Below are 24,225 nucleotides of genomic sequence, written 5' to 3' on the forward strand. Positions count from 1 at the left end.
GACTCCTTAGTTTTGTGGGTTCCAATTGGCATCCGCCAACTTCTGCAGTGCCACTGGCTCTTTAAGCCATTTTTTTAAGGTATTGTTTCCCCAAGAATTATAGAACAGATACAACTTTCCATCACGGATCTCATAGGTTTCCGGATTTACATCTACCTTCTTTCCATTTTTTGCGATCGCATAGGCGCAATAACCACCGTATTCGGGTAAAAAGCCCTCTGGATTGTCTTGAAAACGCTTTGCGTTAGTCGCTGAAGAAAAGCGATAGGTCGTTCCTTCGTATTGAATTTCATGAGATTTTGACCCTTCTTGTGTGCTTCCGTCAAAATAAGCCACTACGTCATAGCCGTGAATAGCAACTCCTTTTTTAGCGTTAACGTCTTGGGCGAATAGGGAAGCGCTGCTCAGCACAACAGCAAGCGTGAATATGATTTGTTTGTACATCTTCTTGTTTTTTTGTGTAGTCACTTGGCTGGTCAACTCCTTACAGAAAAACAGAATTCAGGCATTGTTTTTTTGCCGATTGCGTTTTAACTTTACTGAAAAACAAGGCTATGCAGACCCCAACACGATTTGACAAAGCGCTCAATGCGCTTTATGAAGGTTTTTATAATGGGCAATTACATCCAGAGGATTCTTGCCGTTGTGCCGTAGGAACGCTTTGTAATGGATGGAGCGCCTGGAAGCATTTTTCCGATCAGCACGGAAGTCTCGATCTGAACTATGTGGGGAAAGTGCATGAAGGAATCGGTCGTCGTTATTGCGGATATCAACCCAGTGAACTGCTGCGAATCGAAGCAGCTTTTTTAAAGGGCTGCGGATACGATCTACCCTTAGATCACAGAAGTAAAAGACCCCAGGACCCTGCAGACCCTAAGGTGATCTACCAAGGATTGCTTGCAGCAATTAGTGAACTATGTCGTTTAGACAGGATTCCAGAGTTTTTACCACATAAAAACGCCTTGGAAGATATTTACAGAAAACGTCAATTGCAAACTGCATAAAAAAAGCCCGGTCAATAACCGGGCTTTTTTTTAAGTGATATTAGATCTAGTAAAAGGTCACGCTTCCATCGGCGATATCATACATTCCTCCAACAATAGCAATACTACCGTCTTCTTCCATTTCTTTGAGTACAGCCGATCTGTTTCGAATATTTCTCATGGTCATTTCGACATTTTTCTTCGCTACAGCATTGACAAAGTCAATGTTCTTTGAAGTTCTTTCTTCCGGCTCTGTCGGCTCTTTAACAGCTTCTACAGCTGGTTCTAGCTTATTGATCAGTGTGGTTAGGTTTCCTAAACGCGCGTGGTCACAAGCACCTTTTACGGCACCGCAAGCAGTATGTCCTAATACTACAACCAGCTTAGTGCCTGCCAATTTACAAGCGAACTCCATGCTTCCTAAAATGTCGTCATTGACAAAGTTTCCTGCAATTCTAATACTGAAAACATCACCAATCCCTTGATCAAAAAGTAATTCAGCAGACACGCGTGAGTCGATACAATGCAGTACAGTAGCAAAAGGAAACTGTCCATTGGCCGTGTCGGCGATTTGTTCATTCAGGTCTCTTTCAACCATCTTTCCCGCCATAAAACGCTTGTTACCATCTATTAATGCTTGGAGGGCGGAGGCGGGGGTCATTGCCGCCTGAGTTTCTTTAGTATGTGCTTTCATCTGTTTATGAAGTGGGTTTTAATTTAAAGAATTCGATATAGCTTTCAGGGTTTTCAACAGTTCCGCGTTCGGATATCAGATTAATAGTAATATTCCTGTTCCTTGCTTTCTCCTGAAAATCTTCCAGTATCTCGATAATGTCATTGTCTAAATAGCGCGTATTGCGCACGTCTAGTTCTAAATAGGAGTTCTCTTCTAAGGCATCTAATTCCTTCAAAATAGCTCCTTTGTTAAAGAAGGTAACTTCTTCTGCCAAGGTCATTTTGATCTTGCGCTTGCCATTACTCTTGTCTTCAATATTCAAGAAGTGTGAGTTCTGGTAACTCTTGATCAAGATAACTACAATTCCAACGGCCAATCCCAGACCAATTCCTTTAAGTAGGTCTAAGAAAACAATCCCCAAAACAGTCACCACGAAGGGTACAAACTGCTTCCAACCTAAATTGTACATCTTTACAAACAAGGCAGGCTTGGCAAGTTTATAACCAACCACAAGTAGAACCGCAGCCAAAACAGAAAGTGGAATTTTGTTCATCAGAGTAGGAATAGCAATCACAGCGAGGATCAAGAAGAATCCGTGAATGATTGCTGAAAGCTTGGTCTTACCTCCAGACTGTATGTTGGTGGAACTACGCACAATCACCTGAGTAATTGGCAATCCTCCAATAAGTCCAGAAACCATGTTTCCGGCTCCCTGAGCTAAAAGTTCTCTATTGGTTGGTGTTACGCGTTTTTCAGGATCGAGTTTATCCGTAGCCTCTACACAGAGTAGCGTCTCCAAAGAGGCCACCAAGGCAATGGTAAAGGCGGTCACCCAAATTCCTGAACTGGTAATGGCGCTCCAGTTCGGGAAAGTGAATTGCCCTAAGAAGGAATCAAAACTTTCCGGAACAGGAATTTGTACCAAATGTTCTTTACTGATCTCCATTTCTGTCCCAAGGGTGAAGGAGAAAAAGATAATCCCCAAAACAACCGCTACTAAAGGGCCTTGGATAAGTTTAAAGATGTTTGATTTTTTAGTCAGGACACGATCCCACAGAATCAGAATTGCCAAAGAGATCACTGCAATTAGTGTCGCTCCTGGACTGATGTAATCCAACATATTGCCTAATTCCGAAAAGGTGGTCTGTCCGTCCATTTGGTTGTAAGCAAAGTCGCCTGTGGCGTCCTTGTCGTAACCAAAGAAGTGCGGAATTTCTTTAAGGATAATGATAATACCAATTCCCGTTAACATCCCTTTGATCACTGAAGATGGGAAGTAATAGGCAATGATCCCAAAGCGCAGCAATCCAAAGCCAATCTGAATAGCACCCGCCAATACAACAGCGAGCAAGAAGGTCTCAAAGCCTTCCAGGGAAATGATAGCGGCCGATACGATCGCGGCCAATCCAGCGGCTGGTCCAGAAACTCCAATACTCGAACCACTTAAAGATCCTACGATAATTCCTCCAATGATACCTGCAATTAATCCAGAGAAGAGAGGAGCTCCACTGGCCAGTGCAATTCCTAAACAGAGTGGAAGTGCAACGAAGAATACGACAATACTTGCAGGCAAGTCGTTTTTAATGTGTTTTAGCATGACTTGCAATTTTTGCCCTAAGGGCGGTTGAAATAAAATGAAATGAGACCTAGAGGCGGGTCATGCCTTCTGGAGGTGGGGAACTCACTTCCTTGGCCGGTAACGCATAGCCCGAAATGTAGGTGCCAAAATTATTTTGACTGAGCTGTGTAAAACCGAGAAGTGCGTTGTTCTCACGAGGGGTGTCCCATTGCTTTTCCTCTAATTCTTTCTCTGTCTTTTCCTTTTTAGATTCGTCATCAGTTTCTTGAACTAAAGAGGTTTCTGCGCTGATTTCCAGCAAGGTACAAACAGAGGGAGCCAATATTGATAAACTCAATACACCAGAGATTACAAATAAAAATAGGGATTTCCTCATAGAGGTAAATATAACGCCTTTTTATGAATATCATAAATGATTTTAATGCCGATGGTGTTAAAAATTATTAACGTTCTGGTTCACTCCCTCGAGATTTACGTGTATTAATGGCTTATTTTTGCGAGTGATGGAATTTGATTGGAATCTTTTATTGCTCGTCGGCGCCGGTTTTGTAGCTGGTGTGGTAAATACCTTTGCGGGAGGAGGCTCGTTGTTGACACTGCCCGTGTTGATCTTTATGGGTTTGCCCGCCGCTGTGGCCAATGGAACCAATCGAATCAGCATACTGCTGCAAACCCTATCGAGTTCTGCAGGTTTTTATTCCAAAGGAGTGAATACCTTTCCCTTCAGTATTTGGCTGGCTATTCCAGCTACGCTGGGAGCTGTCATAGGGGCGAGGATCGCCATAGACCTGCCGGAATCGCTCTTCAATAAGATTCTGGCCTTTGTTATGATCGCGGTGGTGATCTATTTGGTGAGTCAACGTAAACGCGGTGTAAAAGAAGTTGTTGAACGTCTAAGTGGTAAACATTTGTGGGTCAGTATGGGCTTCTTTTTTATCATTGGTATTTATGGCGGATTCATTCAGGCCGGAACCGGCTTTTTAATCCTTTTAGTCTTGTCCATGGTAAACCGAATGAGTTTAGTCAAGTCCAATGCTGTTAAGGTCTTTGTGGTCTTTATTTTCAACATCGGTGCTCTGTTGACCTTTGCCTTGGCCGGGGATATCAAATGGAGTTACGGCTTGGTCATGTCCATTGGAAGTGCAAGCGGGGCTTGGCTGGCGAGCCGTTGGGCAGTAGACAAAGGAGATAAACTGGTCAAGATATTCTTGGTGATCATGGTGCTCGCGATGGCTACCAAGCTTTGGTTTTTCTCCACCTAGCCATTGACAGTACTTTTTCTACTATTTGAGTTTCTTATGGAATCGCGGTTTCTGCGCAGTGGCAAGCGTCGTATCTTTGCAGTATGAAATCAGCAGTTGTACAAAAACTCCATTGGCGTTATGCCACCAAGAAATTCGATCCGAATAAAAAATTGACCCAAGAGCAAGTAGATACGCTTTGTGAGTCCTTCAATCTCACAGCAACTTCCTACGGGCTACAGGCCTTAAAAATGGTGGTCATTAGCAATGCCGATCTCAAAAAGCAGTTGGTCGCTCACAGCTGGAACCAACAGCAAGTCAGTGATGCCTCACATCTTTTAGTGATCTGTCGCGAACGCACATTAGATAGTAATTACATCAAGGATCACTTTAAGCGCGTGGAGGAAATTCGCAACACGCCTCGTGAGATCTTAGATCCTTTTGAAAAGTATTTGTTGGATAGTTTTGCTGATAAGACTGAGCAGGAGATTAGCCGTTGGATGGATAAACAGGCCTATATCGCCTTGGGAAATCTGCTTACGGTCTGCGCGGTGGAACAAATTGATTCCTGTCCTATGGAAGGCTTTGATCCGAAGGCTTATGATGAACTCTTAGACTTGGAAACCAAAGGCTTGCATTCGGTCTTGGTATTACCAGTAGGATACCGTGCTGAAGATGATTTTATGGCCGATCTTAAAAAGGTCAGACGCGGCAGCGAGAACGTGATTATCAACATTGAATAACTTTCTACAATTGCCCGCCTGAGGGCACCGTGCAAATGCTATATTTGCTTAAAAGATATAGCTCATGCCTGGATTTGAACTTTTTGGCGCTGCAGAACGCCAACACGTACAAGACGTTTTAAACACTGGTATTTTGATGCGTTACGGCTTTGATGGCCTACGCGATGGCATCTGGAAGGCCAAAGAATTTGAGACTGCCTTTGCAGACCGAATGGGCGTTGACCATTGCCAATTGGTTAGCAGCGGTACCGCCGCCTTGACGGTGGCGTTAGCAGCTGCTGGTATCGGAGCTGGGGATGAAGTGATCATGCCCACCTTCACCTTTGTCGCGAGTTTTGAGTCTATTATCGCCATAGGTGCAGTTCCGGTTTTGGTGGACATAGATGATACGCTTTGTTTAGATCCAAAAGCCGTAGAAGCTGCAATTACTGACAAGACCAAATGTGTTATGCCGGTTCATATGTGTGGGGCTATGGCAGATCTAGATCCGCTAAAGGCTATCTGTGAGAAACACGATCTGTTATTATTGGAAGATGCTTGTCAGGCCATTGGTGGAACCTACCAAGGTACTGCCTTAGGGGCTTATGGCGATCTGGGATGTTTTTCTTTCGATTTTGTAAAGACCATTACCTGCGGAGAAGGCGGAGGAGTGATCACCAATAATGCGGAATTTGCCAAACGCGCCGATCACTACCAAGACCACGGGCACGACCATATTGGAAACGATCGTGGGGCAGAAGGCCATCCGTTTTTAGGCTACAATTACCGCATCAGTGAATTACAAGCTGCAGTGGGCTTGGGGCAGCTCAGTCAGTTTGATGAAATTCTCGCTATTCAGAAGAGAAACTTCAGCATCATTGCCGAGGCTTTAAAAGATCTACCTAATGTAACTCCACGTCGAATACCAGAAGGAGCAGCGGGTAATCATTCCTTCATCAATTTCTTTATGGATACTGAGCAACAAGCGGCAAAGGCGCAAAAGGCGCTAGCAGAAGCAGGTATTGATGCCTGTTTCTATTGGTACAACAACAATTGGCATTATATCCGAGGATGGGCACATCTCAAAAATGCTACAGGAGCAGGACCACTATCAGAAGCGATCAAAACAGAGTTGTTGTCTCTAGAAAATAGAGATTTCTCCAAGAGCGATCATTGGATGGGTAGAAACCTGTCCTGTTTAGTAAAACTATCGTGGACTGAGGAGCAGGTCCGCGAACGTGCCGCGACCATGCGTGAAGTGCTTTCTAGCCTTTAGTAGTTGATATAATCTGTGATTTCCAGACCGTAACCAATCATTCCAACGCGTTTGGTCTGTTGGTTGTTTGAGATCAGTCGGATCTTAGCAATGCCGAGGTCGTGTAGAATCTGAGCGCCAATTCCGAAGTCTTTATTATCCATGGCAATACGCGGTGCTTTTACCACTTCGTCTCCGGACTGCTGCTCTTTCAATGCTCCTAAGCGCTTAAGTAAATTCAAGGATTGCGATTGCTGATTGATAAAGACCACAGCACCTTTTCCTTCTTTCTCCACAGCTTTGAACATATCGTCCAGCTTCTTGTCTGCGTTGTTGGTCAGCGTTCCGAGGATATCGTTGTTGACTAGCGTAGAATTGATACGAACAGCCACAGGCTCATCAGTAGTCCAGTTGCCTTTGGTCAAGGCCAAATGTACTTGATCATTAGTGGTTTGCTTGTAAGCACGTAAACGGTAGCTTCCAAAATTCGTGGCGATCTGGAAGTCTTCCATTTTCTCAATCAAGGAATCGTGTTGCATGCGGTAGGCAACCAAATCCTCAATAGAGATCAATTTAAGATCGAATTTCTTAGCGACATCTACCAATTGCGGTAAACGCGCCATGGTTCCGTCTTCATTTAAGATCTCCACCAAAATTCCTGCAGGTTCCATTCCAGCAAGACGCGCAAGGTCAATAGCGGCTTCTGTATGCCCGGTTCTACGTAGCACCCCACCTTCTTTGGCACGCAAAGGGAAAATATGTCCTGGACGGCCTAAATCATGCGGCTTGGTGTTTTTGTCCACCAAAGCCTTGATAGTTTTGGAACGATCGTGTACAGAAATACCCGTAGTACAACCGTGTCCGATCAAATCCACAGAAACCGTAAACTGGGTATGGTGTAAAACCGTATTGTTTTCTACCATCATATTGAGTTCCAGTTCTTGACATCGCTCCTCGGTAAAGCGGAGCGCAGATCAATCCGCGACCGTGAGTGGCCATAAAATTGATCATCTCTGGGGTTGCAGATTCCGCAGCAGCGATAAAGTCACCTTCATTCTCTCTGTTCTCATCATCCACAACAATAACCACCTTACCAGCGCGAATGTCTGAAATGGCTTCTTCTATAGTATTGAGTGTGATTTGCGATTGAGCCGTCTCCATGAATTCAAAATTTATGCAAAGATACGGTCTTTATAGTTGTTTTATGTCTGCTTCAATGCGTTTGTTGAAAGTGCGTCTAAAGAAGTAGAAAAACGGAATCCCAAAGAGAATGTACGCCACAAAAACTTCAATAGGAGTTTTCTTTTTCATGGCTTTGTAGATCTTATTGTGCCAGATCAAGGTTTGGATCAATTTGATCAAGGTTATACCTAAGCTGATATAGGCAATTATCGGTAGGGCTTTCTCAACCAAACCAAGAAGATTCTCCGGCACTATATACACTGCTGATCAGCCAAGCAAATACAATAGTCAGATTGATCAAGTAGAAATAAAGTGTTTGCTTAGAGTATTTCTTGTACTCGCCATAGGCCAATATGCTTTCGTTGTAGATATGATCTTCAAAATTGCCTTGCATGCGCAGTTCCAATTCCGAGATGCCGCGTTGTTCCAAGTAGAGTAGGGCCTGATTGCGATACGTACTGCTATATCCAAATTTTCGGTGATACTTGACCACTTGGATAAGCCCGTCGTTATCTAAGGCGTATAGCTCATCTTTCTGCTCTTGGGACAAGGCAACCCGATTGGCCATTACCGGTGCCAATTGACGCTTGCGTCTAAATCTTCCAAAGAAACTGTCAAAATCAAAGACGTTTTGGTCTGTAGTGGCTCTATAAGTGATCCAAATTCCTAAAGGCAATAGGATCAAACTAGAGAGCCATGTGGCCAATACAGCGTTTAAAGATCCGTCTTCTGCACTGTTCTTGGCAAAGATTCCAATAAAGTGATAGGTCAAAAAGAGCAAAATAGCAATCACCATAGGCAAGCCAAATCCACCTTTTCTTATGATCGCCCCCAAGGGCGCTCCAATAAAGAATAAGATGATACAGGCAATGGCAAAAACGTATTTCTCGTGCAGGGCAATTTCGTGCTTGATGATGTTCTTCCGCTTTAAAAAGAACTCATCCTTCTTTGCCTCTAAGGTCTGTAGGGTTCCGCTAATGCTACTTTGGGCTATTTGAATGATCTTCTTCTGATCGGAAACTTGAAAGGCGTCTAAAGGGTTGTAAATCGAATCCAGAGGTTCTTTAGGTGCGTAATTGTCTCCAATACTCGCAACCCCGGAGCGCAAGTACATGGTGTTTGCAAAGGTCTTGATGTCTGTCGAGAAATTATCCGAAAGGGTGTCGATGGCAGGGATCAGCTCAGAGATAGGATACATCCCGTGATTGCTCAGTTCTCCTTCCGCTTCCAGATCAATATTGTTGATCTCACTCAGATCGATGTTAATGGTATAGGTGTCCAGATAACTCTTGACAAAGGGTTTTCGCTTTTTCTTTTTGACATCCCGTACTTGGACCTCGTCGTAATAATATACATTGTCTAGTTTGAGTGATAAAAGATTGGAATCTTCAGAACCGATCAATTCCCCACGCTCGGCGACCATGACCGTATAGTTCCCGGCAATCTTTGGTTTTTTCTTGTGGATGATCACTTGATCCAGATACTGGTCTCGATCCCCCGACTTTTCTTCTACCTTGATGTTGAGCTCATCACCAATAGAGCTGAATTGCCCTTCTGCAATAACCATGGCAGGTTTCTTTTGGGCAATGTTCCGCCTGAGGTTTAAGGATTTATATTCTGCCCATGGAATAACACTGTTGGCAAACCAAAAAGCCGTAAAGCTTATGGTCACAATAAAGAGGGTCAAGCTACGCATAGCGCGTTGCAGCGAGATACCCGTAGATTTCATGGCAGCGAACTCGTACTTTTCTGCAAAGTTCCCAAAAACCATAAGGGATGAAACCAGGATCGTCAGTGGTAATACTAGCGGAATCAGCTTGGGGGAGAAGTACATCAAAAATTTCAGTACTACTACCATGTCCAATCCCTTTCCCGCCAGTTCAGAGATATACAACCAGATGGTCTGGAGGATAAAAATGAACATCAGGATAAAGAATACGCTTAAAAAAAGTGCGTATGTAGGTGACCAGTATGTAACGATCAAGAATTTTCAAATGCCGCTAGTTCAGCCTGTTGATATAATAGCCGTCTGCTTCATACTTAGGCTGATCAAAACTAAACAAGGTTTTTGAAATGGGCTGATTGGTTTTAAAAGAATTAACAGTAATAGTAAACTCTGTCCCATTGGCATCGGTTTGAATCAGCTTGTAAATATGCTTGGTCATGCTATCAATACCCAGCAAGATATCCTTGATCTCTGCATTGCTGTCTATCGGCATCAATTTAACGTATTGGATCTTACGTCCTTTTACGTTTTGAACGATGTCCATTTTATACGTATAGCCCTCTTCATAGAAGGTCAGCATTTCACTAGGAGTAATGCCTGTATTTTCATCACTGCCAATGGTAGAGATGGTGACTTCTTCATCTTCAGGGACAATGGAGTAAATATTAACGCCATCACTGATGCGGGTAGTTCCCAGCATATTGAGATGGTATTTATCTCCCTCCAAGGTCACATTGCCACGGGTATCTTGCTTTACATTTTGCTTCTCATTGTTGAGGCTGTATTTAAAATCGATGACAATATTTTCATAAGAACGCACTTTAGCGGATACCTCATCCAACAAAGTCTTCGCGTCCTGTGCAGCGGCAAATCCTCCGCTTAAAACTAATAAACAACCGAGTAGTATCGATCTCATGGTTTCTAAGTTTTTTTGTTGCTCAGTGCAACTTCATTTTTGATTTATACTTCATTATCCAACAACTGATTCAAGGCTTCAATGGTCGGGACCAAAACCTGTCTGGCTTTACTGCCTTCAAAAGGGCCAACAATTCCTGCAGCCTCCAATTGATCAATGATACGTCCTGCTCGGTTGTATCCCAATTTGAGTTTGCGCTGCAATAAAGAGGCAGAGCCTTGCTGGGCAATTACCAGCACTTCTGCCGCTTCACGGAACAGCGAATCGCGGTCGTCTTTAGATATATCAAGATTTGTACCACTTTCTTCTCCTACGTATTCTGGTAACAGATGCGCATCTGGGTAGGCCTTTTGTCCGCCGATATAATCCGTGATCTTAGACACCTCTGGGGTATCGACAAAAGCACATTGCAGTCGGATCACCTCGTTTCCTTGGGTGTAAAGCATGTCTCCGCGACCAATAAGCTGATCGGCCCCTGTAGCATCCAAAATGGTGCGTGAGTCGATCTTAGAGGTTACTCTAAAGGCAATACGTGCCGGGAAGTTCGCTTTGATGATACCCGTAATTACATTTACAGAAGGTCTTTGGGTGGCAATGATCAAGTGGATTCCAATTGCTCGAGCCAACTGAGCCAAACGAGCAATAGGTGTTTCCACCTCTTTTCCTGCGGTCATGATCAGATCCGCGAATTCATCAACTACCAAGATGATATAGGGTAAAAAGCGGTGTCCATTATTCGGATTGAGCTTTCGTGCCTTGAACTTGGTATTGTATTCTTTAATGTTACGAACCATAGCATCTTTAAGCAAGTCGTAACGCGCGTCCATTTCAATACAGAGCGAGTTTAAAGTGTAGATCACTTTTGTGGTGTCTGTAATGATGGCTTCTTCAGTGTCAGGTAGCTTAGCCAGATAGTGGCGTTCAATTTTGTTGAACAAGGTCAGTTCTACCTTTTTAGGGTCCACCAAAACGAATTTCACCTCTGCCGGATGCTTCTTGTAAAGTAGGGAGGTCAATATGGCGTTCAATCCAACCGACTTACCTTGTCCCGTAGCCCCTGCCATGAGCAAGTGTGGCATCTTAGCAAGATCCACGACAAAGGTCTCGTTGGCGATGGTCTTTCCTAGGGCAAGTGGCAAGGCCATTTCTGCCTGTTGGAATTTATTTGCTGCAATCACCGAGCGCATCGATACAATGCGTGGATTTTTATTGGGCACTTCAATACCGATGGTTCCTTTCCCAGGGATCGGTGCAATGATACGAATACCAAGGGCAGCCAGTGACAGGGCTATATCGTCTTCCAGATTCTTGATCTTTGAAATTCTGATCCCGGCTTCCGGAATGATCTCATAAAGGGTTACCGTAGGACCCACAGTGGCTTTGATCTGCGCAATAGCGATCTTGTAATTGCGTAGGGTTTCTACAATACGGTTCTTGTTTTCTTCAAGTTCCTCCTGATTGATAGTGATCCCCGCACCGCCCGTATAATCTTTTAGCAGTTCTAAAGGCGGAAACTTATAGTTACCTAACTCCAAGGTTGGGTCAAACTCACCAAAGTCTTCTACTAGTTTTTGAGCGGTCTTATCTGCCGGAAGTTCTTCTTCCTCAACGGCCGCTTCAACTTCCATTGTGACCTCTTCTTCTTGCTTCTCAGTCTTCGGTTTTTTAAGTTGGATGTTATCCAATTCAGGGTCCGGAGTGAGTTCCAGAGGTTTCGACTGTTTTTCTTCTGCCACCGGTGTAACCGTTATGGGCTCTGGTGCAGGTAATACAGTTTCTTCTGACTCAGCAATGGTTTGTGTTTCTGTGGACTCTTCTGTTGAAGAAGCTTCGTCTTTAAAGTCCTCTGCTATGGATTCTTTGGTCTTTTTGAGTTTGGCTGCAACCTTATCCGGAGTCACTCGTAAACGCAATACCAAATAGGCGATCAGCAAGAAGGCCATCAGAATGGCAGTACCTGTGAAACCTAAATAATCCTGCAAGAAATCGTTCATTTCATATCCTACAGTTCCTGCTAAAATTCCACCTTGGCTACTAAAGAATCCGAAGAAAACGGCTAACCAAAGCATAACCAATAAGCCCCAAAACCAAAAACGACCTAGTGCTGTCCGCTTTAAATCAAAAAAGAAATAGATTCCACTTAAAGTGATGAGGGTAGAGAAAATAAAGGCGGCAATACCCACACCTTTATAAATGAAAAAGTTCCCTAAACCTGCTCCGAATTTACTCAAGAGGTTCGCGGCTTCGGTATCTCTATTGCTCAACTCCCCTAAAATGGATTGGTCTTGTTGCCAGTTAAAAAAGAAGCTCGCAAAGGCTAGGGTCAACGCCAGACCAAAGAGCATTAAAAAACTCCCCAGAACCACCTGCTGTTGCCGGTTAAGGGTCAGTTTTGGTAATTGGAATCGTTTGGCTTTTTTAGCGCTGCGTTTAGTAGTTTTCTTTTTGGCCATAAAGGGTAAAACAAAGGTACAAATTGTTAACGTCTTACCTAATGTAAATAGTACTTAGCCAAAGTAGGGAATATAGATGATACAACCAATGACAATTGCGATAACTGCAGCAAAAAATACAGCGCCTGCAGCTACGTCTTTGATATAGCCAATTTTAGGATGTCTCTCTGGGTGGATGAAGTTCGCGATTTCTTCAATCGCTGTGTTGGCACCTTCTGTGGCCATGACCAAACCAATGGCAAAAAATTGAAGGATCCATTCTGTAGCGGTGATCTCAAAATAGAATCCCGCTACGGTCACCACCACGGCAATAACCGCTTGAACCTGGATACTGGCCTCATTCTTGAGCAGCAGCCAGGCCCCGCGGCCGGCGTATTTAAACGCCATTAATCGTTTGCCGATGAAGGTGTTTTTCATTGTTTATAGCGCAGCGAGTGCAGCAGCGTAGTCAGGCTCTTCTCCAACTTCAGCCACTTGCTGGTTGTAGATCACGTTTCCGTTAGCGTCTGCTACTACAACAGCTCTAGAGTGGAGTGCATCAAAGGCTCCGCCTTTAATAGTTACACCGTAGTCTTGTCCAAAAGCTCCGGTTTTAAAATCAGAGAGCATCTCTACGTTCTCAATACCTTCTGCAGCACAGAACTGTTGCTGTGCAAAAGGAAGGTCTTTAGAAACGCAAAGCACAGTAGTGTTCTCCAATCTAGAAGCCTCCTCGTTAAAGCGTCTTGCAGAGGCAGCACATACTCCTGTGTTTACAGAAGGGAAGATGTTTAAGATTACATTTTTACCCGCGTAATCTGCGAGTGTTTTTGTTGACATATCGTTGGCTACCAAGCTAAAGTCAGGAGCTTGAGATCCAACAGCAGGAAGTGATCCTACAGTTTCGGCGGGGTTTCCGCCCAAGGTAATAGAAGCCATAGTTGTTGTTTTTTACAAAAATACGATGCCCTTAAAGAGATATCATTAAGGAACTCTTAAAAAATGTCGATTATTTTGAGGTCGCTAATTGACGGATCTTGATACGGAAAGCAGCGAAGATCAAAGTCATAAATGGGCTCAACCAATTAAAGATCGCAAAGGCAAAATAGTCAACTACGGGAACACCTAAAACGCCACTCTGGTAAGCTCCGCAAGTATTCCATGGCACCAATACAGATGTTACCGTACCGCTGTCTTCGAGGGTTCTGGATAAGTTCTCCGGAGCCAATCCGCGGTCCTCATAGGCCTGCTTAAACATTTTCCCTGGAATAACTAATGCCAAATACTGATCTGAAGCTACGACATTGAGCCCTAAACAGCTGATCACCGTAGAAGCGAACAAACCAAAAACAGAATCCGCAAGACTCAATAATGCTTTGGTGATTCTTGCCAGAGCACCAATGGCATCCATGACGCCTCCAAAGACCATAGCGCAAAGGATTAGAGCAATGGTCCAATTCATGCCCCACATGCCGCCAGCGGCAAAAAGATCGTTCAGGTCTGGGTTGTCAGTCTCCACAGCCGTATCTACAAAGATCGCATTGAAAACAGCTGTGATATTAGAATCTGCGATTCGCCCAAGAACATCGGCCTGAAAAATCAGCGCAAAGATTATCGCCGCAACGATTCCTCCGGAAAGCGCAACTAAGGGTTTGGCCTTTAAAAGGATCATTCCAATTACTACCAAGGGTACACCAAACAGCCAAGGGTTGATGTTGAATGTTGCGTCAATAGTGGCTAGGATAGAAGAGACATCGGCGTCTCCACTAACATCGGCACTAAAACTTAGAATGCTAAATACAATAAGGGTGATCACAATAGAAGGCACTGTCGTGATCGCCATGTATTTGATATGCGTAAAGAGGTCTGTCCCAGCCATTGCTGGTGCTAGATTGGTGGTATCACTTAGCGGCGACATCTTATCGCCAAAATACGCTCCAGAAATAACCGCTCCAGCGATCATACCTCCAGAAATGCCTAATGCAACCCCAATTCCCACAAGGGCAATACCTACTGTGGCAGAGGTGGTCCAGCTACTTCCGGTTGCAATAGAGATAATGGCAGAGATTATAACAGATGCGGGTAAAAAGATCTCAGGGCTCAACACCTTTAAGCCGTAATAAACCATTGCCGGAATAACACCGCTGACCAGCCAGGTTCCCGCTAATGCTCCCACAAGCAATAAAATCAAGATAGGTACAAACACACTTTTTAGGTTCTCCCAAACCTCTTGAATCATCTGCGATATGGTCACTTTATTGAAAAGCCCTAGAATTAAGGCAACTCCACCGCCGATAAGCAGGATGAATTGATTGGAGAAATCTCCCAACCAAGCCCCGTCTTTGACAAAGATGTTATAAGCCAAAAGCCCCATAAGGATGACCACAGGTACCAGAGCTTCCAAAATGTTCAGCTCTTTATTGTCTATGATTTTTTGATCTTCAATGGGGATCTTTTCAATATTGTCGGGATCGTTCTGCATGCTGTTAGTTTATAGAACTGTAATGTTACGATTTTAGCCTCCGAATTGCAAACGCAGCATTGGGGCAAAACAAAAAACGGGCGCGAGGCCCGTTTGTGTTTTCAAGTGGTTGTGCTTAAACCAGTTCCGCAGTCTGTAGCACTCCAACGGCTTCCATACAGGCTTTCATCTGTTTGAAGGTACGAGCGATATCATTATCCAAGCCGACAGAAAAACGAATCAACCCATCACTCAGACCCATTGCTTCTTGTTCATCTGCAGGGATCTCAGAAGAGGTAGAGCTCCCTGGTGCACTGAAAAGGGTTTTGTAAAATCCAAGACTAACCGCTAAATAACCCAGATTGCGCTCTTGCATCAATTCCATGAGTTCGTTGGCTTTATCTAAGCTACCTACGTCAACAGTCAACATACCGCCAAAGCCGTACTCTGCATTCATCATTTGTGAGAACACTTTATGACTTGGATGCGAAGGTAAGCCTGGGTAAACTGTTTTTAGGCCTAAACTCTCAAAGGCTTGCGCCAAGTAGAATGCATTATGACTGTGTTGTTTCATGCGGATATGAAGCGTACGAAGGTTCTTTAAAATAGACGCTGCCCGCATACTGTCCATGGTGCTGCCCAAAAGCATGGCCGCACCATCATTGACGTTGCGCAGCTGATCGATAAATTCTTGAGTTCCGCAGATAACTCCACCAACCGTATCCGAAGATCCGTTGATGAATTTGGTCAAACTGTGAATGATCACATCGGCACCTAGTCGGCCCGCAGGAATAGAAAGCGGGGAGAAGGTATTATCAACCACCAACTTCAATCCGTGTTTTTTGGCCAATTGTGATAAGGCTGCAATATCGGCAACCTCCAAGAGCGGGTTGCTGACGGCTTCACAGTAGAGGACCTTGGTGTTTTCAGTAATAGCTGCCTCAACCAAATCCAATTTAGTAATGTCAACAAAACTAGTGCTTATGCCCATTCTTGGGGTGAAGTTCTTTAAGAAAGCATAGGTTCCTCCATAGATCGTTCTGCTTGAAACAATATGATCGCCTTGACCACATAACTGCAGCAAAACCGGACAGATAGCGCCCATACCACTTGCGGTCACATTGGCCGTCTCTGTGCCTTCTAAAGCGGCCAGCGCTTCTCCCAAATACAGGTTGCTCGGTGAGCTGTGTCGCGAGTAGAGATAACAACCGTCAGCGTTGCCTTCAAAAGTGTCAAACATCGTCTTTGCTGAAAGGAAGGTATAGGTGGAGGAATCCGAGATGGAAGGGTTGACACCACCAAATTCTCCAAAGTATTGGAGGTCTTGAATATTGTTTGCAGGTTTAAATGCCATTTTAACTAGGGTTTTATTCATCAAATTTAATTGGGATTTGTAGATTTAACCAAATTGTTACATTTAATTAGTAATTTATTTGGCTAAAAAGCCATATCTTAGTTAAAAATTTATGCTCCATTCTGAAAATAGCTACGAACACCGAAAAATTTTCTATGCAACTTGACCAAACAGATAAGCAGATTCTAAATATTCTGCAAGAAGACGCAAAAATCACCAATAAAGAGCTTTCCTCAAGACTCAATTTATCTCCAACTGCCATTTATGAGCGCATCAAAAAATTGGAGCGTAATGAAATCATCAAAAATTATGTGGCGCTCTTGGACGAGAGTAAAATTCAAAGAGACTTTGTTGTTTTTTGCCAGATCAGGCTACTCCAACACGCCAAAGACTATTTGACCACCTTTGAGCAAGACATCATTGCCTTGCCAGAAGTATTAGAATGTCATCACATCAGTGGGGATTACGACTATCTTTTAAAGGTAGCCGTTGAGGATATGGAGGCCTACAGGGCGTTTATGGTGACTAAATTGACCACCTTGCAGTATATCGGAAACACACACAGTTCTTTTGTGATTAGTGCGGTGAAACACACTACCAAACATGTCATGGATCATGCGTAACAAATACCTGCTCGGGGCAGAGTTTTTGATCTTCTTCGCTCTTTTGCCCGTGAGCTTTGCTTGGGATTATTCCATCTGGATCAAAGCAGGCTTGGCCGTAGCGGGATTGACCTATATCATTGTGCGTTTGGTCAAGGATCCTGACAAACCCTTAAAGTGGTTTAAAAACTATCCGTGGAAGCCCTTCTGGAAGCGCATTGGACTGCAGTTCTTAATCATTGGGATTGTGACCACGCTCTTTGTTTTGTGGAAGGCGCCCAGCAGTTTGTTTTGTGTGCCTAAGAGTGACCCAGAATTGTTTGTAAAGATCTTAGGAGTCTATACCTTTCTGTCCGTATGGCCGCAGGAATTGATCTACCGAACGTATTTCTTTAGTCGTTTTGAGGCCTTATTTCCATCTAAGAAGGTGCTGATCTTTGTAAATGCCGTGGTCTTTTCATTGGCTCACATATTCTTTAGGAATACCTTGGTAACCGTATTGACCTTTATTGGCGGGTTGCTGTTTGCTTATACGTATTTTAAAACGCGATCGACCTTACTAGTCAGTATTGAACACGCGGTTTACGGCAACTGGCTATTTACGGTTGGGATGGGAGATATGCTGGCTTTTCCAGGGATGGATGCCTGTGCAGCTTAAGACTTAAGGAGGGAGGTAATATTGCGACTAAGGACTTAGGTAGAACGCCAAAAGCTTTGTAAATTTGCAGTCGATTTAAAATCATTTTTTATGAGTTCATTTGATGTAGTAGTAATTGGATCTGGCCCTGGGGGCTATGTTGCAGCCATTCGTTGTGCACAATTGGGGATGAAAACTGCCCTGATCGAAAAGTACAATACCTTAGGAGGAACCTGCTTAAATGTAGGTTGTATTCCAAGTAAGGCCCTTTTGGATTCTTCTCACCACTACGAGGATGCAGTTAAGCATTTTGAGGAGCACGGAATTGAAGTTCCGGGTGAAGTGAAAGTGAACTTAGAGAAAATGATCGCGCGCAAGCAATCGGTGGTAGATCAAACTACTTCAGGGATCGACTATTTAATGAAAAAGAACGAAATCACCGTATTTCACGGGATGGGTTCTTTTGTAGATTCCACTCACGTAAAAGTTGATTTGACTGAAGGTGGAGAAGAAACCCTGGAAGCCAAGAACATTATTGTTGCTACAGGAAGTAAGCCATCGACCTTACCTTTCATAACTATTGATAAAGAGCGCATCATCACTTCTACTGAAGCGCTTAAAATGCCAGAAATCCCTAAACACTTAGTGATCATCGGTGGAGGAGTTATTGGATTGGAGCTCGGACAGGTTTACCGCCGTTTGGGTGCTGATGTTTCTGTTATTGAGTACATGGATCGAATCATTCCGACCATGGACCGTGCGCAGAGTAAAGAACTCACTAAAGTGATGAAAAAGCAAGGGGTGAAATTCCACGTTTCTCACCAAGTTACTTCTGTAGAGCGCAATGGCGACGAAGTGACCATCAAGGCCAACAATAAAAAAGGTGAAGAAGTAAGCTTTACCGGAGATTATTGTTTGGTTTCTGTAGGGCGTCGTCCGTATACGGATGGGTTGGCCGCTGATAAAGCTGGAATCCAAATTGACGAACGCGGTCGTATTGAGGTAAATGAACACTTGCAAACCAACGTCTCAAACATCTACGCTATTGGAGATGTAGTAAAAGGAGCTATGTTGGCACACAAGGCAGAGGAAGAAGGTGTGTTTGTTGCAGAGACCATTGCCGGTCAGCAACCACATATCAACTACAACTTAATTCCTGGAGTAGTATACACCTGGCCAGAAGTTGCTTCTGTTGGGAAAACAGAGGATCAACTCAAAGAAGCTGGAGTAGACTACAAAGTGGGACAGTTTGGAATGCGCGCCTTAGGTAGATCTCGTGCCAGTGGTGATATCGATGGATTTGTGAAAATTCTTGCCGATGCTGCTACGGATGAGGTATTGGGCGTTCATATGGTAGGAGCTCGTGTTGCTGATTTGATCAGTGAGGCGGTTACTGCTATGGAGTTCCGCGCCAGTGCAGAAGATATTGCACGTATGAGTCACGCGCACCCAACCTATGCAGAAGCTGTAAAAGAGGCTGCATTGGATGCTACAGACAAACGTCCATTACACATTTAATCATTCCTCGCTCATCGCGCGTTTGTATTGACGAATCAAGGAACGCGCTTGCAGTTTCCAGGCCGTTTTGATCTCATCGAACTCGGTGAAGGCATCATTGGTACCAAAATCGTTGAGATTTGGTGCTGAAATGATCCCTAGCGCCATTACGGGTTCGCTATCGTCTGAGGTGGAAATGATCTTGTAGATTCCGTAAGTGACGCCATCATCTTCAATCTCTCCGAGTTTTTTCACCTCGTTGTTGTATTCCGAGACGTAATCACCCACATAATTGTATACACAGAGCTCTGTAAACGCATTGGGTTCCAAATACTCCGCTGGGATCAGATCGCTCAATTCGGCATCCACTAAAGCCTCCATGATCTCGTAACGCGAGTAAAAGGGATCCATATACTGTTTGAGAATGTCTGGCTCTACAGTAAAGCCCATGGCCATGTATTTGAGCATGGATTCCGTTTTGGTCCAAGGATCTTTGGCATAGGGTGTAAAGATCTGTTTGAGAATCTCGCCGCTGTCTTCTGCGTTCACCGCCGGATCAGATTCGGCTATACTCATATAGTAATAAAGCAGGTTCTCATTCAAATGGAAACTTTGATTGCGTAATACAGTGTCTTGGTACTTGGCCATTTGATTTGGAATGTCATCAATGATACGCTGTTGCAATTCTGAGAATAATTCTGGCAGCTCATCCATACCCATCATATGGTCCACATAAAGACCGATGAGTTGATCCTTAAAGTCATCATTGCTGTATAGCTGCGCCAATTCTCTCGGATAACGCTTCAAGATATCCAGACTGTCTTCCAGTTGATAGAAAGCCAAGAAATACTCGTCTGTACGCTTGGGTGGATTCTTTACCAAAAGATCCATCAAAATACGATCTGCTTGCATATCTTGGAAGTTCAAGAATTCACTCACGATCTCCTCTTTGATATTTTCTTCGGTAGATTCTGATCGGTAGTAATCCAACAACTTTTCCATATGTTTTTTGTTACCGTATTTGGTTATCGGTACGATCAAATCCGTTTTGTTGAGCTCGTAACCTTCTATTTCAATGGCTTTGTAGGGCAGAGCAGTAAGCAAAAGGTCTACATCTTCCGTGGTGAAATCGTGATAGAGCAGGGCAGTTTGTCCTCGCTTAACCTGTAAGGTGTCAGGGCTCATCAGTGCCGCTACGATCTCTTTGGTTTTAGAGGCGCGCACGTCCATTTTTGGCCTTTTACGCGTGTATTTGAAGGATTCTAAAAATAATTCCTGTAGGCCTTTATCTACTTCGTCTTGTCCCAAACAGGTGTAGAGCTGAACCAAATGATCATCTACATACATGGTTTGAATAAACTGCTGTACATTGCTGTTAGGATTCACAATACGGGCTTTGATGCCAGGTATTCCTTTGATGTTGATCAACTCTTTTTCTGCAATGGAGTCTTGGTACTCTAAAATGTCAACCAAGGCTGTATCCAAATAGGCGTCTATGTCTTTGGTGCGATAGAGCGGATTCAATTTGCTGGTTTCCATCATATACAACCCGCCTGTATTTGCTGAGGTGGCCGTGTAGGATTTGGTGTATAAGAATTCGTCCGCATCGGTGCCTTCTTCTTCAGAGAAGAGCGTCAAGGCAGCAGGAGATTCCATGGTGAACAGATCTTCGTATTTGAAATCGGAGACCTCGTCTTCCAAAAAGGGTTCCAGCTTAAAACTGGTAAAGAATCGAGAATTTGGATCTACTTCTTCGCCTTTCTCTTTGGCCTGCGCCATTAAGGCATAACTTCTGTTGCCGCGGAAGTAAAACTTGAAGACTCCGTTGTACGTATTAAAGAAGTTCAAATACGCAATAAAGCCTCTAACGCCTTGCTCTTCAAACTTAATGGGTTCACCAACCAATTCAATTCCAGCTCGTAATTCGGCTCCTAGAGTCTCTAAAATTTCTTCCTGATTGACCAAATAATAACCTTCGGGTTGATCATTGTATCGAATTAAGTAGTTGTAATCTAATTGAGGATCAGAAATAAAATCAATGTTCATATAATAAGGCTCTCCCTCAGGATCCAACGGATTCTCTACTTCGCGATCCATATCCTGCATTTCCACATCCGGAATTTCAACGCTAAAGGCACCTTTTTCATTGGTGTAGCGACGCCATTTTCCTTGATAGGTGGCATCTGGGTCCGGTTTAGTCAGGCTTATGGATTCAAAAAAGGCATCAGCGCTGCCGCTGTTTACGCCCATTTCGGTTGTTTCTATCAAAAAGGCCATAAATTGATCTGACTCCACATTGATGGCAAAGCGCAAATATTCATCGTCTGAGTTCTTAACAACACATTCGTAGAAATCCTGCCCGTCAATTTTGAATTCACGCTCGCTTATAATGTTTAATTCTGTATTGTCATCGTCTGAGAAATAATCCGCCAAAAAGCCTTTGATGTTCTTTTCAGAGATCACTGGCATCGGCAATTCTTCACTAAGCATATAGGCAAAGGTCAAGCCGGAAAGCAGGTCAGGCGTGTAATAGATCAAAAGAGGATCTCTTTGATAATACTCCGGTTGGATAGGCGTGCGCAGTGTCAAGCCGTATTTTGGATGCTTGCTTTCAAACCAGCCTGATGGATCAGGTTGATAGTCTTCATAATTATTGGCATTGTTGAAAGTCACTTCAACCGGCTCCACAGTGTAGCCTTCGTTGCGCAGTAAATTGATCAAACCTTCATCTCCTGGCAAATGCGCGGCTCCCACAGCAGCAAATAAGCTCTTATTGCTCATAATTTCTACCATGCTGCTTAGCATAACCTTGTTGCGACGCACCATGGTGTCGTCGTATTGATCGTTCTCCATAATGAAGTCGTGAATGGAGTCAATGGCGCCAGAATTGTAAAGGTTGATCATTTGCTCAACCGTCTCTCGGTACTGGTCCGGAGATACCTCGATCATTTCGAGTATTCGTGCTTTTAAAGCCTCATCATCAATCTCTTCTGGAAGTTCTATTTGATCTTCTACCTGTTCCAGCCCATTAATTATCTTTCCATTCTGAAAGGCAATGGAGTAGAGGTAGCCGTCCAAAAAGTTGGGCATGTCTTTGGTTCCGTATTCTATGTCGTTTAAGGCGGCCTCAACAATGTCTGGATTGAAGGTATAATAGTCCTCCAAGGCCATCCCTTTAGCAGCCATGAATTTATCATCCAACCTTTTGTAATCCTCTTCAGAGAGTATGCGTTTATAAATGTTCTCTTTGTAAGCTTCGGAAAGCTCATCATCGATATAGCTGGTCATGCTGTCTGGGTGGAGCTCCAAAGCAAACACCTCAGAACGTTTTATAGCAGGAAGTAGTGAGTCACTGATATTAAACACCCGTTTGTCTTGTAAATGCATAGTCCCATATAGGTAAGAAACACGGGAGTTATCTGCTGCGCTGATCTTCCACAGCAACTGATGCCCGCTGTCTTGTCCAAAGGAGGTGAGAACGGTTAATAAACAGAGTAAGAGTGTCGGTAAAAGACCAGATTTGCTGGCCGAAGAGCGCAGGTAGTTCAATTGTTTATAAATAAAGGGATTTGTAACACTCAATAATAGTAATTTTAAGGCATAATATTTCTATTTCTTGAGGAAAACTTACCGATTTAAATTAGAATCCCCAGGTCGATTCAAACAACAACTCTTTGCGTGGAGCAGGCAATTTGATCAGGTGGTTTGCTTGGACTCCAACACCGAAAATTCCACTGGAGCTGCCTTTGATTGTGCGTTTGCCCTAGGATCTTTGGCGAGTTTGGCAACCCAAGCAGGTACCGCTTTTCAAGCATTAAAGGACTTTCGTGAAGCCCATCCCGATTGGATGTTTGGGTATTTGGGTTACGATCTTAAAAATGAATTGGAGAACCTGAGCTCTAACAACACTGATGTTTTGGGATTTCCTGACTTGCATTTTGTAGTTCCACAGCGCTTGATCATTCTTAAAGGGGAGATCTGTAGTTTCAGTTATCCTGAGGATTTAATCGATTTAATTATCCCAGATCTCCAAGGCATCCGCGCCACCCTTGTCGATATGCCTGTAGAATATACCAATACTGAGAAGTCGATTCGGGTGCGATTAAGAACTACTAAAGACACTTATTTTGAGCGTTTTGATAAGATTCAGCATCATTTACAACGCGGAGATATCTATGAAACGAATTTCTGTCAAGAATTCTATGCCATGGATGCTACCATTGATCCATGGCGTATTTATGATCATCTCAACGCCATAGCAGAAGCTCCTTTCAGCACCTTTGTGCGTTTTGACGACCATTACATACTTTCCTCATCACCAGAGCGCTATTTAAAACGAAACGGTGCTCGTGTGATATCTCAACCGATCAAAGGAACAGCGAAACGCGGGGCTACTCCAGAAGAAGATCTTGCTTTAAAAGAAGCACTTGAGAATAATCCCAAGGAACGCAGTGAGAATATTATGATCACAGATTTAGTGCGTAACGATCTTTCCCAGTTAGCGGTTCCTGGAACTGTTCAGGTAGAAGCGCTTTGTGAGTTGCACAGTTTTAAACAGGTGCATCAACTCATAAGCACAGTAGCGGCTGAGGTTCCTGAAAACACGAACAGTGTAGCCCTGATTGAAGCTACCTTTCCCATGGGAAGTATGACCGGAGCGCCTAAATTAGCTGCCATGCAGATAGCCGAAGCCCAAGAGGATTTTAAACGCGGAGTTTACAGCGGAGCCATCGGTTATTTTGATCCTAAAGGCGATTTTGATTTCAATGTGGTCATCAGAAGCATATTGTACAATGCTCAAAAAGGCTATTTGAGTTTTCCAGTCGGCGGAGCCATCACCGCAGCGGCCAATGCCAAAGATGAATATGAAGAATGTCTGCTAAAGGCCAAGGCCATGCGGGAAGTTCTGGAGAATAATTCTTAGATAAGACTTAACAAAACCATTAGCTGGCTTATCCTATC

The 24,225-nt window shown here is 43.8% G+C and carries 21 protein-coding genes and 1 pseudogene; 8 read left to right on the forward strand and 14 right to left on the reverse strand.

Annotated features, from left to right (window positions below; translation table 11 throughout):
• Window positions 1–6 precede the first annotated feature (6 nt).
• Window positions 7–444 carry a YHS domain-containing (seleno)protein gene (locus tag ACSLP7_RS09605; RefSeq protein WP_435579099.1) on the reverse strand — a complete coding sequence of 146 codons (438 nt, stop codon included), beginning with the start codon at window positions 442–444 and terminating at the stop codon, window positions 7–9.
• Between the two features lie 110 nt (window positions 445–554).
• Between ACSLP7_RS09605 and ACSLP7_RS09610 the strand changes: the two genes are divergently transcribed.
• Window positions 555–1,004: a Na(+)-translocating NADH-quinone reductase subunit F gene (locus ACSLP7_RS09610; RefSeq protein ID WP_435579100.1), complete on the forward strand. Its 450-nt coding sequence runs from the start codon at window positions 555–557 to the stop codon at window positions 1,002–1,004.
• Between the two features lie 46 nt (window positions 1,005–1,050).
• Here the strand turns inward: ACSLP7_RS09610 and ACSLP7_RS09615 are convergent, their stop codons facing one another.
• The 3 genes from ACSLP7_RS09615 to ACSLP7_RS09625 are packed head-to-tail and all read right to left on the reverse strand — an operon-like array spanning window position 1,051 to window position 3,575.
• Window positions 1,051–1,677, reverse strand: coding sequence for a carbonic anhydrase family protein (locus ACSLP7_RS09615; protein WP_435579101.1), 627 nt, complete (start codon window positions 1,675–1,677; stop codon window positions 1,051–1,053).
• Between the two features lie 4 nt (window positions 1,678–1,681).
• Window positions 1,682–3,256 (reverse strand): SulP family inorganic anion transporter, encoded by a 1,575-nt coding sequence (locus ACSLP7_RS09620; protein ID WP_435579102.1) that lies wholly within the window; start codon window positions 3,254–3,256, stop codon window positions 1,682–1,684.
• Window positions 3,257–3,305: 49 nt separating this feature from the next.
• Window positions 3,306–3,575: a hypothetical protein gene (locus ACSLP7_RS09625; protein WP_435579103.1), complete on the reverse strand. Its 270-nt coding sequence runs from the start codon at window positions 3,573–3,575 to the stop codon at window positions 3,306–3,308.
• A gap of 166 nt (window positions 3,576–3,741) precedes the next feature.
• On the opposite strand from ACSLP7_RS09625, the gene ACSLP7_RS09630 reads away from it, so the two are divergent.
• The 3 genes from ACSLP7_RS09630 to ACSLP7_RS09640 all read left to right on the forward strand — a co-directional run bounded on the left by ACSLP7_RS09630 (window position 3,742) and on the right by ACSLP7_RS09640 (window position 6,477).
• Window positions 3,742–4,500 carry a sulfite exporter TauE/SafE family protein gene (locus ACSLP7_RS09630; RefSeq protein WP_291186192.1) on the forward strand — a complete coding sequence of 253 codons (759 nt, stop codon included), beginning with the start codon at window positions 3,742–3,744 and terminating at the stop codon, window positions 4,498–4,500.
• 83 nt (window positions 4,501–4,583) lie between these two features.
• Window positions 4,584–5,222, forward strand: coding sequence for an NAD(P)H-dependent oxidoreductase (locus tag ACSLP7_RS09635; protein ID WP_435579104.1), 639 nt, complete (start codon window positions 4,584–4,586; stop codon window positions 5,220–5,222).
• Window positions 5,223–5,286: 64 nt separating this feature from the next.
• Window positions 5,287–6,477, forward strand: a complete 1,191-nt coding sequence (locus ACSLP7_RS09640; protein ID WP_435579105.1) for a DegT/DnrJ/EryC1/StrS family aminotransferase — start codon at window positions 5,287–5,289, stop codon at window positions 6,475–6,477.
• On the opposite strand, the pseudogene ribB reads toward ACSLP7_RS09640, so the two are convergent.
• The 9 genes and pseudogenes from ribB to ACSLP7_RS09685 all read right to left on the reverse strand — a co-directional run bounded on the left by ribB (window position 6,474) and on the right by ACSLP7_RS09685 (window position 16,527).
• Window positions 6,474–7,617, reverse strand: a pseudogene (gene ribB / locus ACSLP7_RS09645) (3,4-dihydroxy-2-butanone-4-phosphate synthase). The gene ACSLP7_RS09640 and the pseudogene ribB sit on opposite strands and share 4 nt — an antisense overlap.
• A 30-nt stretch (window positions 7,618–7,647) precedes the next feature.
• Window positions 7,648–7,869: a hypothetical protein gene (locus tag ACSLP7_RS09650; protein ID WP_435579106.1), complete on the reverse strand. Its 222-nt coding sequence runs from the start codon at window positions 7,867–7,869 to the stop codon at window positions 7,648–7,650.
• Window positions 7,862–9,562, reverse strand: a complete 1,701-nt coding sequence (locus ACSLP7_RS09655; RefSeq protein ID WP_435579107.1) for an LptF/LptG family permease — start codon at window positions 9,560–9,562, stop codon at window positions 7,862–7,864. Before ACSLP7_RS09655 ends, ACSLP7_RS09650 begins: the two co-directional genes overlap by 8 nt.
• A gap of 76 nt (window positions 9,563–9,638) precedes the next feature.
• Entirely contained in the window at window positions 9,639–10,280 is a 642-nt protein-coding gene (locus ACSLP7_RS09660) for a LolA family protein (RefSeq protein ID WP_435579108.1), read from the reverse strand.
• 44 nt (window positions 10,281–10,324) lie between these two features.
• A complete protein-coding gene (locus ACSLP7_RS09665) occupies window positions 10,325–12,733 on the reverse strand; it encodes a DNA translocase FtsK (RefSeq protein ID WP_435579109.1) in 2,409 nt (802 codons plus the stop codon).
• Window positions 12,734–12,787: 54 nt separating this feature from the next.
• Window positions 12,788–13,150 (reverse strand): diacylglycerol kinase, encoded by a 363-nt coding sequence (locus tag ACSLP7_RS09670; RefSeq protein WP_435579110.1) that lies wholly within the window; start codon window positions 13,148–13,150, stop codon window positions 12,788–12,790.
• Between the two features lie 3 nt (window positions 13,151–13,153).
• Window positions 13,154–13,651 carry a thiol peroxidase gene (tpx, locus tag ACSLP7_RS09675; protein WP_435579111.1) on the reverse strand — a complete coding sequence of 166 codons (498 nt, stop codon included), beginning with the start codon at window positions 13,649–13,651 and terminating at the stop codon, window positions 13,154–13,156.
• A 70-nt stretch (window positions 13,652–13,721) separates the two neighbouring features.
• Complete coding sequence (gene nhaC, locus ACSLP7_RS09680; RefSeq protein WP_435579112.1) at window positions 13,722–15,194, reverse strand: Na+/H+ antiporter NhaC; 1,473 nt, start codon at window positions 15,192–15,194, stop codon at window positions 13,722–13,724.
• Window positions 15,195–15,309: 115 nt separating this feature from the next.
• A complete protein-coding gene (locus tag ACSLP7_RS09685; RefSeq protein ID WP_435579169.1) occupies window positions 15,310–16,527 on the reverse strand; it encodes an aminotransferase class I/II-fold pyridoxal phosphate-dependent enzyme in 1,218 nt (405 codons plus the stop codon).
• Between the two features lie 155 nt (window positions 16,528–16,682).
• Here ACSLP7_RS09685 and ACSLP7_RS09690 point away from each other — a divergent pair, with 155 nt between their 5' ends.
• From ACSLP7_RS09690 to lpdA, 3 genes are all read left to right on the forward strand, one after another.
• Complete coding sequence (locus ACSLP7_RS09690; RefSeq protein WP_435579113.1) at window positions 16,683–17,150, forward strand: Lrp/AsnC family transcriptional regulator; 468 nt, start codon at window positions 16,683–16,685, stop codon at window positions 17,148–17,150.
• Window positions 17,143–17,787, forward strand: coding sequence for a CPBP family intramembrane glutamic endopeptidase (locus ACSLP7_RS09695; RefSeq protein ID WP_435579114.1), 645 nt, complete (start codon window positions 17,143–17,145; stop codon window positions 17,785–17,787). Before ACSLP7_RS09690 ends, ACSLP7_RS09695 begins: the two co-directional genes overlap by 8 nt.
• Before the next feature lie 90 nt (window positions 17,788–17,877).
• On the forward strand, window positions 17,878–19,284 hold the full coding sequence (gene lpdA, locus ACSLP7_RS09700; RefSeq protein WP_435579115.1) for a dihydrolipoyl dehydrogenase: 1,407 nt from the start codon (window positions 17,878–17,880) through the stop codon (window positions 19,282–19,284).
• Here the strand turns inward: lpdA and ACSLP7_RS09705 are convergent, their stop codons facing one another.
• A complete protein-coding gene (locus ACSLP7_RS09705) occupies window positions 19,285–22,845 on the reverse strand; it encodes a TraB/GumN family protein (protein ID WP_435579116.1) in 3,561 nt (1,186 codons plus the stop codon).
• 34 nt (window positions 22,846–22,879) lie between these two features.
• Between ACSLP7_RS09705 and ACSLP7_RS09710 the strand changes: the two genes are divergently transcribed.
• Window positions 22,880–24,187 carry an anthranilate synthase component I family protein gene (locus ACSLP7_RS09710; RefSeq protein ID WP_435579117.1) on the forward strand — a complete coding sequence of 436 codons (1,308 nt, stop codon included), beginning with the start codon at window positions 22,880–22,882 and terminating at the stop codon, window positions 24,185–24,187.
• Window positions 24,188–24,225 lie beyond the last annotated feature (38 nt).

The organism is Gilvibacter sp. (genome assembly GCF_965601605.1).
Classification (GTDB): domain Bacteria; phylum Bacteroidota; class Bacteroidia; order Flavobacteriales; family Flavobacteriaceae; genus Gilvibacter.

Coding starts and splice junctions, on each gene's coding strand:
- ACSLP7_RS09605 (WP_435579099.1), bottom strand. CDS start 444: ATGTACAAACAAATCATATTCACGCTTGCTGTTGTGCTGAGCAGCGCT.
- ACSLP7_RS09610 (WP_435579100.1), top strand. CDS start 555: ATGCAGACCCCAACACGATTTGACAAAGCGCTCAATGCGCTTTATGAA.
- ACSLP7_RS09615 (WP_435579101.1), bottom strand. CDS start 1,677: ATGAAAGCACATACTAAAGAAACTCAGGCGGCAATGACCCCCGCCTCC.
- ACSLP7_RS09620 (WP_435579102.1), bottom strand. CDS start 3,256: ATGCTAAAACACATTAAAAACGACTTGCCTGCAAGTATTGTCGTATTC.
- ACSLP7_RS09630 (WP_291186192.1), top strand. CDS start 3,742: ATGGAATTTGATTGGAATCTTTTATTGCTCGTCGGCGCCGGTTTTGTA.
- ACSLP7_RS09635 (WP_435579104.1), top strand. CDS start 4,584: ATGAAATCAGCAGTTGTACAAAAACTCCATTGGCGTTATGCCACCAAG.
- ACSLP7_RS09640 (WP_435579105.1), top strand. CDS start 5,287: ATGCCTGGATTTGAACTTTTTGGCGCTGCAGAACGCCAACACGTACAA.
- ACSLP7_RS09655 (WP_435579107.1), bottom strand. CDS start 9,562: ATGTTCATTTTTATCCTCCAGACCATCTGGTTGTATATCTCTGAACTG.
- ACSLP7_RS09660 (WP_435579108.1), bottom strand. CDS start 10,280: ATGAGATCGATACTACTCGGTTGTTTATTAGTTTTAAGCGGAGGATTT.
- ACSLP7_RS09665 (WP_435579109.1), bottom strand. CDS start 12,733: ATGGCCAAAAAGAAAACTACTAAACGCAGCGCTAAAAAAGCCAAACGA.
- ACSLP7_RS09670 (WP_435579110.1), bottom strand. CDS start 13,150: ATGAAAAACACCTTCATCGGCAAACGATTAATGGCGTTTAAATACGCC.
- tpx (WP_435579111.1), bottom strand. CDS start 13,651: ATGGCTTCTATTACCTTGGGCGGAAACCCCGCCGAAACTGTAGGATCA.
- nhaC (WP_435579112.1), bottom strand. CDS start 15,194: ATGCAGAACGATCCCGACAATATTGAAAAGATCCCCATTGAAGATCAA.
- ACSLP7_RS09685 (WP_435579169.1), bottom strand. CDS start 16,527: ATGGCATTTAAACCTGCAAACAATATTCAAGACCTCCAATACTTTGGA.
- ACSLP7_RS09690 (WP_435579113.1), top strand. CDS start 16,683: ATGCAACTTGACCAAACAGATAAGCAGATTCTAAATATTCTGCAAGAA.
- ACSLP7_RS09695 (WP_435579114.1), top strand. CDS start 17,143: ATGCGTAACAAATACCTGCTCGGGGCAGAGTTTTTGATCTTCTTCGCT.
- lpdA (WP_435579115.1), top strand. CDS start 17,878: ATGAGTTCATTTGATGTAGTAGTAATTGGATCTGGCCCTGGGGGCTAT.